Source organism: Parachryseolinea silvisoli (genome assembly GCF_021190955.1).
In the GTDB taxonomy this organism is placed as follows: domain Bacteria; phylum Bacteroidota; class Bacteroidia; order Cytophagales; family Cyclobacteriaceae; genus Ohtaekwangia; species Ohtaekwangia silvisoli.
Window position 1 is genome coordinate 1915812 of the sequence record NZ_JAIOAO010000001.1, and the last position, 12211, is coordinate 1928022.

Genomic DNA, 12211 nt, shown 5'->3' on the forward strand with positions numbered 1-12211 from the left:
GGAATCTGGGCTACCGGTCGGGGTTCGTCTTCCCCAGAAAGTTAGCCAGGCGGCTTTTTTCCCGGGCGAATATTTGCTGCAGGGCTTCATGTTGGCGTAACAATGCCTGGTGCTCCTGTTGCAGGGCGGCAAACCGTTGGGTTTGCGCCTGGTTGTCGGAGACAATGATTTGCTTCTGCTGGAGCAGCTCGTCGCTACGGTGCTCGGCTTTCACTATTTTCTGCTGCAAATTGGGCATACTTAAGGGCCTAAAAAAATATGCCCGGGTGGCCTCTCCGACATCTTCATCGGCTATCCTTTGGCCATTTGGATACTTCGGTTAATCGGGCAGGGTAATTTTATCCAGTCATGACGGGAAACGCTGCGGCACGCAACGACTCCGGGTAAACATGACCAACTATTAAAAAAACACCGCTACCGATGGCAGCTCATAGCCTCATTCAGATCTTCTTGCCGTTGTACGACAATGAGGGAAATCCATTTCCACAAACCGACTATAAAAGTCTTCAGACCTTGCTAACGGACAAATTCAACGGTGTTACTGTCTATCAGCGCGCGCCTGTGAAAGGTCTATGGAAAGAAGACAACGAGCGGACTGTCCGGGATGACCTGGTGATAATGTTGCGAATATACTCGCGTGGCTTATACTAGCGAGCTGCTGCCTACTAGCGGGTGGCTGTTCTAGCTATGCGGTCCATCTAGATACGTTCACTACGCACCAAGCTTTCGATGCATGCCGCAATTGATTTTGCGAGAATTGCCGGATCTTCCACCGCCACCGGATGATCCGCAGCGATAGACGCGTCTGGCATGCCCGTCGCAGGACTGGACTGCGGTGCCTGAACAAATACCCGTCCACCATGGCGATGAATATGTTGAACCCCGACCGAGCCATCATTCCCGCCGCCGGACAAGACAACTGCTACCGCCCTTTCACCCATATCCCGCGCCAGCGATTCGAAGAAAGTGTCCACCGCCTTGTTAACCGGCGTGTTAGCCCGGGGCTCCAGAAACAGTCGACCATCCCAAACGGTCACCTCGGAATTTTCCGGCATCACGTAGATCCGCCCGGGCTGAAGCTGTTCCCCATGTTTTACCAGCGACACCGGCATCGACGTATACCCGCTCAAGATGGTGTGCAAGTTCGTTTTGTAATCCCGGGTTAGGTGCGTAACGATTACAAACGCCGCATTTATATTCGCTGGCATATTCTTTAGAAACTCCTTGAGTGCAGCTTGTCCGCCAGCAGACGCGCCAATTCCAACCACGAAAAAGGAATTTTTCATATCGTTCACTGTCATGGCGATCATTGCGCGAAAAAATCGGGCCAGGAGGCATTGAAATAGCCGGCGATTGTTCACGCTGTAAATCGAAACTGCTCACGAGAACTTATGAAAATAGCCTGCGATTGTTGATTTTGCCGTTCGTTAACACGTTCTTATGCTAAAAACTATCAAAAATGTACTACCCGGCTTCGCGCGAAGGTCTTCCCTGTGCCTGTTCACGGGAGTATTGCTCTTTGCGTCGTGCAACGACGATGGAGGAGAAAGTGCCGACGGCGATACCGAGTTCAAGCAGCGGATGCGGGACTTTGTCATCGGAATAAGCGAATACGCCAAAGCGACAGATCCGACCTTTGCTATTATCCCGCAGAACGGAATTGAACTGGTCAGCAGCAATGCGGATGGATCGGGGCAACCCCATACTGCTTACCTAAATGCTATTGATGCCAACGGACAGGAGGATCTGCTGTATGGTTATGATAATGATGATCAGAAGACGTCCACTGAAGTGCAGGCTTACCTGAAGGAGTTTCTGGATATTTCAAAAAATGCGGGCAATATGATCTTTGTAACCGACTATTGCTCGACGACTTCAAAAATGGAAGACTCGTATCTCGAAAATAAAAATTCGGGTTACGTATCGTTTGCAGCCAGCCAGCGTGAGCTGAATATCATCCCGGGATTCCCAAATCCGATCCACCAGGAAAACAATACCGTTGTAACCACTTTAACAAACGTGAAAAATTTCCTATACCTGATTAATCCTGATGGATTCGCTACGAAAACTGATTTTATCAATGCAGTAACCGCTACCAACTATGATCTGCTGATCATGGACTTGTTTTTTACCGACGGCTCAACCTTTACGGCATCTGAAATAAATGAATTAAAGAACAAGGCCAACGGCGGAAAAAGATTGGTGATCTCGTATATGTCCATTGGTGAAAGTGAAGATTACCGGTATTACTGGCAAGCAAGCTGGAACACAGCGAAGCCAGCATGGATGGATGCTGAAAATCCGGACTGGCCGGGAAATTTTAAAGTAAAGTACTGGCATGCGGAATGGCAAAGTATCATTTATGGGAACGATGAGTCCTATTTAAAGAAAATACTGAACGCGGGTTTCGATGGGGTGTATTTGGATATAATCGATGCTTTTGAATTTTATGAATAGCGTCAGCCCGAATCTTGGGCTGGCCCAGCGTCGAGTTTATCCGTTCGCGTATCGAAAAAATTCACAATCCTACCCTGCCGAATTTTCGTCAGACGATAACATCCTTTTGCTAATCGCTCACTTGAAAGTGAAACTTGATATTAGGGATTATTCTCCACGTGGGCGATGGTCTTAGCAGCGGAGAATCCGTGTATTAGAATAGAGCATAACACAATAAAGGACACGACACACCACAACTCTGCGGCATTTTCAAAAGTCGCTTCGTTTAACGCGAATGAAAGATAAAACAATGAGCCGACGCCCTTAATTCCGAAGAAGCTTATCATTGCCTTCTCCGTCCCGGGCAGCTTCGTACGCATGACGGAAAAATACGCGCACAAGGGTCTTACGATAAGGATGGACACCAGTCCGAACAACGCTAACGGCCAACTAAGAATGGATAAAATACCATACGCAATACTGCCACCAAATAAGATCAACACGATTGCCACCAGGATCCGCTCGATCTGATCCGAAAAAGCGTGTAACTTCTTATGATACTGGTGATGCATCTCAAAGTTGCGAAGCGTCACGGCGCAAACGAACACCGCTAAAAATCCATATCCATGGAGCAGTTCCGTAACGCCATATACAAGCAACGTCGCAGAAAGGGCCACGAAACCATCGGCCGGTGTAGTAAGACTTGTCTTCTTCGGCAAATGGAATAACAAGTACGCCAGCGCTTTTCCAATCAAAAAACCACTGACAAGACCGACGCCTAACTTAACAACGATGTCCATCACGACCCAATGAGTGAGTGTGTAAGCATCAAAGGTCGAGGCCGTCAAGGCTATTGCCAACCAGGTGAAAGGAAACGCCATACTGTCGTTCAGGCCGCCCTCCGCCGTCAGCGCAAAACGCACATTACTTCTCGCTTTTTCTAACGGCGGGCCAACTTGAACGTCCGACGCAAGCACGGGGTCTGTCGGCGCCAGCGCAGCGCCCAGCAGTATGGCCGAGGGAATGCTGAAGCCCAACCAAAAGTAGCCGAGCAAAGCCGTAATCAAAATACTCAACAACATCGTTATACTGACCAGTCGTAGTGGGATAGACCAGTCCTTAAAGGAAAATCGCTCATCAATCTTCAAGCCGGTGCCCATCAAGGAAACCAGCACCACCAATTCCGTGAGTCGTAACGTGATATTGACCTGCTTGGTGGGATTGGGCTCGGGCAACGACCGGACAAAAGTATAAAGCACAAAGCCCAGGACAACGTACAGCACAGCATACGAAATCTTTAATTTTTGGGTGATTGCCGGCATCCAGGCCATAGCAAGTGCCGCAGCACCCACGATGGCAAGAATAACGATGTAGTTATCCATCGATGCCTACCCTAAAAATATAATGCCACGAAACCGTTCGCGTTTACTTGCTGTTTTGACTTCGACACATTCATTGCTGGAACGATCTTTTAACGGGTAACCTCGTGAAATCAGGCAACCCTGCCTGGTCGGTTGCCAGCTACTACGGTTGGTTATTATGTGTTCCTCAATCACCAGCTATGTGGTATTTTTTAGACCCAGCCTTTTCAAAAAATCCCCCTTTAATTCTTTTGTTTGTGGTGTCACTTGCGGTCGTTATTTTCATCCGATACGCTTTGGCGTCCATCCTCTATAAATGGGCAATGTCAAACGCTGGCGCGGGTAGTAGAAACTCATTTCACAAAAAAAGATATCAAATCATGCGGGAGCTGAAATGGGCGTCCTTGTCGTCCATCGTATTCGCCGTGCTTTGCGCCCTCTCTGTGATCCTGTACCACCGGGGCTGGACGAAAATTTACACGGACGTGGATGACCATTCCATTTTATACCTTGTCCTAAGCCCCATCCTGGTGCTCGCTGCCTATGAAACATATTACTACTGGTTACACCGACTCATGCACCATCGATCAATATTTAAAATTGTCCACAGGGTACACCATGAGAGTATGGAACCTACCGTATTTAGCGCTTTCTCTTTCCATCCTTTAGAGGCTTTTTTGCAATTCATCTTCTTCCCTATCATCATTGCAGTAATGCCCCTGCATTTAGGCGCCCTGGCGACTGTATTTACAATTCTGACAGTCAGCGCCATGATAAACCACGCGGGCGTGGAAGTATATAGAAATGGATGGATCTTAAAACACATCATTGGCTCTTCCCATCACGATGTACATCACCGGGAATTTAAAGCGAATTTCGGGCTCCACCTGACCTGGTGGGACAATGCCATGAAGACGTCCAGTCAGAACAACAAACCGAAAAAGATCGAACAGCGTTGAATGGGGTTCGTTTAGCGTCGTCAATACCCCTTTTGGGTACTATGCTGGCTTCTTTATCATTGGTATATTGATCGCTTAAGTAATCAACTCATCATAAGAAGCTTAAAATATATGAAAACCCATTTGATACTTTATGCGCTCTTGCTGCTGCTGATACCAGCCTGTTCAGATTCGGATTCAGAATCGGATCCGGATCCGGAAAGCAGCCTCAGGAATAAAATTATCGACGCGAAGTGGACGGGAGAATATCGGTACAATAGCGAAGTGAATACAACTTTTTCTGTCTCCTTTAAAAAAGGTGATTCGCTGACATGGTATGAACTAAACAAACTGATTGCTGGTACCTGGTCATTGGAGTCAAACGCGATCGAAGTGAAACTGGCGGACGGGGCTTCGTTTAAAGCCTCCGTTACAGCGGATGAATTTGAGAATTTTATTACCAATGACAACGCATTTGAAATGGACAACCTTCGTACGTCGGAGGAAGTTTCCTTAGACAAGCTTCGTAACACCACGTGGACCGGGACGATGCAAAATACGACACAGCAGGTGAACCTTGAATTTGACAATGGTCCCCGTGCGGACGTATCTCTTAATATAGGTATATTCCTCGATCCCCTCAATTGTGTCGTATACGGGAACGGAATTCTCTTAACAGAAGACCTCAGTAACGATCCGGTCGTGTACATGGTCTTCCAAGATGAGTTATTGATTGGAACCGGAAACCAGAACAAAACGACTTCCTTCACAGCTCAAAAAGACGAGTGACACAGTTCCCACCGGATGGTTCCACCAACCTTGCGGAGAACAGCCGTTGTGCATAAATCTCTACGGTCAGGTCAAAACCTTGTTTAAAAATCGGTCCGAACATGTTGAACAACAGGCACGCTTTTGTCGTTAAAACTTACAAATCAGCAGACGAATGAATCCTGGGGACATGCGGCGACTGACGATCCTGGTTGCGGAAGATGATGAAGACGACTTTTACATTTTCTTGTTGGCGCTACAAGAAACGGGTCTGCCAGTGACTGTCCTGCGGGCGGAAAACGGTGACCGTCTGATGGCGATGTTACACGAGAGCGCTCCTGACATACTCTTTTTGGACATTGATATGCCTTGTAAAAATGGGCAGCAGTGCCTCTCGGAAATCAGGTCGGATAAAAGGCTTGATGCGCTTCCTGTTGTCATGTATTCATCCTTTGACGATGTGAACCATGTGGACTACTGTTTCGGGCATGGCGCTAATCTATACCTGGTGAAGCCGAATAGATTTAGCGAGTTTGTTACGACCATTAAGAACGTCCTTACACGTGACTGGACGATGCGGTTGGATCGCGCTGAGTTCCTGATACAGACTACGGTCAGCAAGATATCGCGTACGATGACTGACCCCGGCGGTGCCACACCGGCGCCCCCGTCTACTCATTCCTAAGCTTCATCAGCCACGCCGGTTCGCGCGGTACCAAACAACATGCTCTACGATATTTTTTTTAGTATGCTTGTGACATTCTGCTATTTTCTGCGAATAATGTAACAAACAAACCGCGCAACGTGAGCTTATCCGAAAAAGAGAGGTTTATCGGCATCCTTCGCGACTATCGAGGTATTCTGACCAAAATAATTCGCTCGTACTGTAAGAATCCGGACGACTGGAAGGACCTGGAACAAGAGATCATTATTCAATTATGGCGTGCGTTGAAACATTACGACGCTACGTACAAGATGTCGACGTGGATCTACCGCATTGCCCTGAATGTGGCCATCAGCCATTACCGCCGCGACCTGAAACGAAAAAACGATGGTCCGCTGGAGGAAGCACTCTTTCACGTAGACGCCGACCCTGCCCAGGAGCCGTATGCCGAACGACGAGAACTGTTGTATAGCGTCATCAACCAACTGAACGCGTTTGACAAAGCGCTGATCATCCTGTACCTGGAGGCCAACAGTCATAAAGAGATCGCCGAGATCCTGGGTATTACCGAGACGAACGTCAGTACCCGGCTGAATAGAATTAAAACCAAACTGAAATCATTATTCTCAACATCTAATCATGCGTAATATGGAACTGGATAATCTGAGAGAAATCTGGCAAGAGGAAAGCAAGGGACTCGAAGCGCGGATCGCCGTCAACGAAAGCATCATCCGTAAAATGAATCTCGACAAAGCTGTCGGCGAGTTCGATGTTCTGGTCAAACGCTCGCTGATGGGGCGAAACCTGGCGCTGGTGTATTGTTTGATATCCGTTGTCTTAGCGGCCATGGCCTATGACGACTTGGCGTATAGTGTGCCGGGACTGCTGGCGGGCGGGGCGATGCTGTGGTCGTTTATTTCCCATCTAGCCATCACGCGGCCGGAGTATGACAAACTATCGGTCGTGGCGCTACAGAAACTGGTCTGCTCGTTTCGAATTCATACGGCGGCAAATGCCGTCTATGATATCGCCATTGTATCGTGCTGGTTGGTGACGACGGTGCCGCTCGTGCTGCGCGTAACACAGGGCATTGCGGTGTATGACGATGCCCACGCTACCATAGTTTTTTTGGGAACTTCAGCCGTTATCATCGTTTTGATCGCAGTCTTTAGTCGCAGGGCGTATGGACAGTATCATGAAAAGTTACGGGAGGCGGAAGCGCAGCTGAATACCATTGTAGAGTTCGAGAAAGGTGCCCGTTGAGCGGACGGCTAATCAATAGTCGCCTCATCCTCCGCCGACAATTTCGCCATCGTGTTTTTCAAAAATTTCGTTTTGTTCTTTTTCACTTCGTTCAGAAACGGCGAACATTGATCATCGTTGGATACATGTTTTCCTCCCCAAAGGGCTATTTCAATCAACGCCGGTACTAAATCAACACCTTTTGGGCTAAGCTTGTAAAGCCCTTTTACCTTATTATCAGGATAGGGCAATTTGATGATGATTCCATTTTCCTCCAGTACCTGTAGTCGGCTCGCCAAGATATTCGTGGCTATTTTTTCTGCGGACTTTGTAAAATCCCCATACGTACGGGTTTTATAAAGCATCAAATCCCGCACAATCAACAGCGACCACCTGTCTCCGAAAATATCCAACGATGAACTGACCGGGCAATCGGAACGCTTCTCAACTGATTTCATAAAGATTCCTTTTTACTTGCAAATCGAAAGTAATAACATACTTTTGTACTTGCATTTTAAAAGTAGTAATTACGCTCTTCGCTTGCAAGGCAAAAGCAACTTTAATCCTTCAGACAAAAACTATGACAGTCTAATCGACTGAATTTCAATGAAAAAGGAGTCGACACCACCCAACATTTCATGACAAAACAAAAAATAAATAGTACAGTATGACAAAAATATTAGTAACCGGAGTAACCGGTGCGGTTGGAAAAAGCACCGTTGAACATTTGTTGAAAAAAGGAGTTCCGGCAAACCAGATTATCGGACTTTCCCGGAAAAAAGAAGGCGCGGAAGACCTCGCGGCAAAAGGCGTCGAAATTCGCCTGGGTGACTATTTTGATTATGATTCGTTGCTGCGGGCGTTTCAAGGTGTTGACAAAATAATGCTGACAAGCGCAATCGCTTTTACAGACCGGTTTACACAACATTATAATGCGATTACCGCTGCCCGCCAGGCGGGTGTCAGGCACATCGTGTATATGTCCATCATGCGTAGAGAAGGTTCGGGACGTATTATAGCGGAAGTTACGGAATCAGACCGCTTTACGGAGCAAGTGCTTAAATCGTCAGGGCTTGCGTATACCATTGTATACCACCCACCTTTTATGGACGCTTTATCGTTCTACTATGATCCGAATCCCTATCAAAATGGAATAAAGGTTCCGGCAAGCAACGGAAAAATAGCACCTGCCACCAGAAGCGAATTGGCGGAAGCCCACGCGGTAATCCTTTCCACGCCCGGGCACGAACATAAAACCTATTCATTGGGCGGCAGCGATTCGATTTCGTTTGCTGACATGGCAAACGTTCTTGCCGAAATAAAAGGACAACCTGTTCCCTTTACCACCATTCCGGCAGCAGAATATATTGATATGAAAGTTGCCCAGGGGTTCGGTCGTGTGCCTGCTGAATTTCTAACGAGCTGGGTCCTTGCCATGGAAGGCGGCGAATTCGAATATCAGTCAGGCGATCTCGAGCGGTTATTGGGTAGAAAGACAAAAACGTTCAGAGCGTACATACAATCAACGTTGGCGTAGCATACTGCCGAGCTGACTAAGCGAAGTGGCAAAGATTTATCTTCTCAGCCACTTCGCTTTCATTGTGGATCATCCATTTAAATTCCCTAATCTATTTAATTTCCCAGAACCAACTTGTGGCGACTCAGTAGCACTACTTTGTCATGGTAACATTGGTAAAAGTCAGGCAGTTAGTTATTATTGTGTATAATTTTCCCGAAAAAATAGCCTGTCTGCACGAGGGCTATTAACAGGAACAGGATTCCTCAGATCCTTATCAATCGCTTCGTCATTCCATTACCCATTCTACCCTGGGGATACCGATTCGGTACAGTGGGTGATGCAGGGAATAAAATAGCGCGCTGCTTACAGGGCAATTGTACGATTATATAATTGGTGAAAGATGGAACCCGAACACGATGTAGACAATACGTTACTGGAGAGACTCCGGAGGGAAATAGATAACAATCTGACCAACGATCAGTTTAGCGTGGAAGAGCTGGCTAAAAATATGGGCATGAGTCGCTCACAGCTTCATCGCAAACTTATTCTGGCTACCGGACAATCCGTGAGCCAGTTTATCCGGGAATACCGCCTTCAATTGGGTATGACGTTGTTAAAAGCGGGGACTTTGACGGCAGCAGAGGTAGCCGACCGCATCGGTTTCGGAAGCCCTACTTATTTCAGCAAATGTTTTAATGAATATTACGGGTATCCACCCGGTGAAGTCAAAAACAAGCTGGGGAAAATTCCTAGTGAATCCGATCGGGCTACTACGGTTAACAGATCCGGTACACGTTTGCCTACACGAAAGCCATTGCTTTTGAAAATCATTCTTGCCGGTGTTGTATTGCTGGTTATCGGAATGATCTACTTTAATGATACCGGCCGAAATGGCGTTGCGGCAGATCGCAACGATAAATCCATCGCCATACTTCCGTTTAAAAACCTGAGTGAAGATCGCCGCAATGAATATTTCAGCGAAGGTGTTATCGAGGCGATCCGCACCAGTCTTTCACAGATACGGGAACTTCGTGTTATCTCAAGAACGTCTGTCGAGCAGTATCGGGAAAGCGCCAAATCTGCCCGTGAAATTGCACAAGAGCTGGGTGTCTCCGCGTTGCTGGAGGGAAGCATTCAGCGAAGCGAAAATGAAATACGGATCGATGTTCGTCTCGTGGATGGCATTACGCAGGAACAGGTTTGGGCCAAAAGTTACGACCATGAATTAAAAGATGTTTTTGCTATCCAGGCTGAAATTGCTCAACAGGTAGCGGATGAACTGCATACCAAACTTTCTCCGGAAGAGAAATCGAAACTTTCAAAGACGGATACCGATAACCCGAAGGCCTATGACCTGTATCTGAAAGGCGTTTACGAATACAGAACGTATACGAATAAGGGCACGCACCATGCTATCGGATTATTTACTCAGGCGATCGCCCTGGATTCAAATTATGCCCGGGCGTATGCATTCCTGGCCAACAGCTATATTGGACTGGCTACTATATTTGGCGCGGAGTTAAGCGCCCTGGAGGGATTGCGAAAAGGGAAGCCGCTGATTGATAAAGCGCTGGCGTTGGATCCTGACCTTGACGAAGCCCAGATGCTCATGGGCTTCTACAAGTTATACCATGATTGGGATTTCGAGGGAGCCGAAGCGGCCTATAAAGAAGCGATAACGTCCGATCATCCTGATGCGCTGGCCCTGTATATCGATTACCTCAACTTTACATTACGCCACCAAGAGGCCATGGCGTTCGCGGAACACTTAAACGTAAAAGATCCGTACTATCCCAATAGCAGGATTATCCTGTCGTATGTATACAATAACCGGCTTGACGAGGCGCTGGAGTTTTCCGAAAGCAGGTTAAAGATGTTCAATAATTATTCTACCCTGGATTCACATGGGTTCCTGTTGCTCCGGTTGAAGCGCTACAACGAAGCAATCGTTTACTTTAATAAGGCGATCGCCTTCGAAGGAATCCGGTATCCGCGTATGCTTGGGTGGATGGGGGCTGCCTATGCCCAATCGGGCGAGCGACAGAAAGCCGTGGAAATTATAAACGAATTAAAGCAACGGTTGGCCCGGAACGAGAAGGGCTCCATTGCCTTTTTCATCGCGGTCATTTATTCCGCCCTGAACGAAAAAAGGCCGGCCCTTTTGTGGTTGAAGACCGCCTATGATTCCCATGACATGGAAATGCCCTGGCTCCTGACAGAGCCGCAATTTTATACCCTGCATGAAGAACCCGAATTTCAGCAGCTCGCAAAACAAGTAGGATTTAAATAATTAAAAAATCCTTCTCAAAAGCGGGATTTCCATCCCATTCAACATGCTTTTAAGCTTGAAAAAAAAGTTTAAAGTCTTTGCAACATGAGTTGAATCGGGATTTTTTTCAGTCCTCCATCTTTGCCGTACCGATAAGCCATTCAGAATCCATGGTCGATGGTTGACCATGGACGGTCGGCATTTTATCAACCCCCAAACCAACCACCCTATGAAAAAAACACTCTTCCTTCTCTACGGCGTTTTAGCCTACGTTATTTTCTTTGCGACATTTTGTTATTCAGTCGGTTTCGTCAGCTCGGGTATCGTGCCCAAACACATTAACAGTGCGCCCCAGTCGCCGCTGATGTTCGCCCTCCTGGTCGATGCCGGGCTTCTTTCTTTGTTTGCCCTTCAACACAGTGTTATGGCACGTCCCGCTTTTAAACAGTGGTGGACAAAAATTATCCCGGAGCCCATTGAACGGAGTACCTATGTATTGCTGGCCAGCTTATGCCTGATACTACTCTTCTGGAAATGGGAGCCAATCGGTGGAGTGATCTGGCAGGTAGACTCCGAAACAGGTAAAATACTGCTCTTATCCCTGAGCATGCTGGGTTTTGGAATCGTTTTAGTCAGCACATTCCTGATCAATCATTTCGACCTGTTTGGTTTGCGACAAGTGTGGATGTACTTCGTCGGAAAAAAATATGAGGTTCTTCACTTCAGAACGCCTTTCTTTTATAAATATGTGCGTCATCCGCTGTATCTCGGGTTCATGATTGCCTTCTGGGCAACACCTACGATGACGGCCGCACACTTATTCTTTGCCATCATGACTACGGGATACATGCTGACAGCCATTCAATTTGAAGAGCATGATTTGATCAAACATTTTGGATCCCACTACCTGGAGTACAAACGTTCTGCTCCGATGCTGATCCCTTTTACCAAGAGCGCCAAAAATAAGAAGGTCACTACCGGATCACTGGAAGAAATCAGTAAATAAAGTGCGCT

At 47.2% G+C, this 12211-nt stretch carries 14 protein-coding genes; 10 read left to right on the forward strand and 4 right to left on the reverse strand.

Annotated features, from left to right (window positions below):
• Nucleotides 1-10: 10 nt before the first annotated feature.
• Nucleotides 11-229 carry a hypothetical protein gene (locus tag K7P01_RS07985; protein WP_267291625.1) on the reverse strand — a complete coding sequence of 73 codons (219 nt, stop codon included), beginning with the start codon at nt 227-229 and terminating at the stop codon, nt 11-13.
• Nucleotides 230-420: 191 nt separating this feature from the next.
• Between K7P01_RS07985 and K7P01_RS07990 the strand changes: the two genes are divergently transcribed.
• On the forward strand, nt 421-651 hold the full coding sequence (locus tag K7P01_RS07990; protein WP_267291627.1) for a hypothetical protein: 231 nt from the start codon (nt 421-423) through the stop codon (nt 649-651).
• A gap of 47 nt (nt 652-698) precedes the next feature.
• On the opposite strand, the gene K7P01_RS07995 is transcribed toward K7P01_RS07990, so the two are convergent.
• Nucleotides 699-1286: a chemotaxis protein CheB gene (locus K7P01_RS07995; protein WP_267291629.1), complete on the reverse strand. Its 588-nt coding sequence runs from the start codon at nt 1284-1286 to the stop codon at nt 699-701.
• A gap of 154 nt (nt 1287-1440) precedes the next feature.
• On the opposite strand from K7P01_RS07995, the gene K7P01_RS08000 reads away from it, so the two are divergent.
• Nucleotides 1441-2457, forward strand: a complete 1017-nt coding sequence (locus K7P01_RS08000; RefSeq protein WP_267291631.1) for an endo alpha-1,4 polygalactosaminidase — start codon at nt 1441-1443, stop codon at nt 2455-2457.
• Between the two features lie 140 nt (nt 2458-2597).
• Here K7P01_RS08000 and K7P01_RS08005 read toward each other — a convergent pair whose 3' ends face one another.
• Nucleotides 2598-3818, reverse strand: a complete 1221-nt coding sequence (locus K7P01_RS08005; protein ID WP_267291633.1) for a cation:proton antiporter — start codon at nt 3816-3818, stop codon at nt 2598-2600.
• Nucleotides 3819-3922: 104 nt separating this feature from the next.
• On the opposite strand from K7P01_RS08005, the gene K7P01_RS08010 reads away from it, so the two are divergent.
• The 5 genes from K7P01_RS08010 (at nt 3923) to K7P01_RS08030 (ending at nt 7430) form a co-directional block, all read left to right on the forward strand.
• On the forward strand, nt 3923-4756 hold the full coding sequence (locus K7P01_RS08010) for a sterol desaturase family protein (protein WP_267291635.1): 834 nt from the start codon (nt 3923-3925) through the stop codon (nt 4754-4756).
• 111 nt (nt 4757-4867) lie between these two features.
• The gene (locus tag K7P01_RS08015) at nt 4868-5524 is read left to right on the forward strand and encodes a hypothetical protein (RefSeq protein ID WP_267291637.1); all 657 of its coding nucleotides are present in this window, start codon (nt 4868-4870) and stop codon (nt 5522-5524) included.
• A gap of 154 nt (nt 5525-5678) precedes the next feature.
• On the forward strand, nt 5679-6188 hold the full coding sequence (locus K7P01_RS08020; protein WP_267291639.1) for a response regulator: 510 nt from the start codon (nt 5679-5681) through the stop codon (nt 6186-6188).
• Between the two features lie 119 nt (nt 6189-6307).
• Nucleotides 6308-6814: an RNA polymerase sigma factor gene (locus K7P01_RS08025; protein WP_267291641.1), complete on the forward strand. Its 507-nt coding sequence runs from the start codon at nt 6308-6310 to the stop codon at nt 6812-6814.
• A 1-nt stretch (nt 6815) separates the two neighbouring features.
• The gene (locus K7P01_RS08030; protein ID WP_267291643.1) at nt 6816-7430 is read left to right on the forward strand and encodes a hypothetical protein; all 615 of its coding nucleotides are present in this window, start codon (nt 6816-6818) and stop codon (nt 7428-7430) included.
• A gap of 8 nt (nt 7431-7438) precedes the next feature.
• Here K7P01_RS08030 and K7P01_RS08035 read toward each other — a convergent pair whose 3' ends face one another.
• Nucleotides 7439-7867 (reverse strand): winged helix-turn-helix transcriptional regulator, encoded by a 429-nt coding sequence (locus tag K7P01_RS08035; RefSeq protein ID WP_267291645.1) that lies wholly within the window; start codon nt 7865-7867, stop codon nt 7439-7441.
• A 209-nt stretch (nt 7868-8076) separates the two neighbouring features.
• Between K7P01_RS08035 and K7P01_RS08040 the strand changes: the two genes are divergently transcribed.
• From K7P01_RS08040 to mddA, 3 genes are all read left to right on the forward strand, one after another.
• Entirely contained in the window at nt 8077-8946 is an 870-nt protein-coding gene (locus tag K7P01_RS08040) for an NAD(P)H-binding protein (protein WP_267291647.1), read from the forward strand.
• Nucleotides 8947-9328: 382 nt separating this feature from the next.
• A complete protein-coding gene (locus K7P01_RS08045) occupies nt 9329-11218 on the forward strand; it encodes a helix-turn-helix domain-containing protein (RefSeq protein WP_267291649.1) in 1890 nt (629 codons plus the stop codon).
• 208 nt (nt 11219-11426) lie between these two features.
• Nucleotides 11427-12203 (forward strand): methanethiol S-methyltransferase, encoded by a 777-nt coding sequence (gene mddA / locus K7P01_RS08050; protein WP_267291651.1) that lies wholly within the window; start codon nt 11427-11429, stop codon nt 12201-12203.
• The last annotated feature ends 8 nt before the right edge of the window (nt 12204-12211 follow it).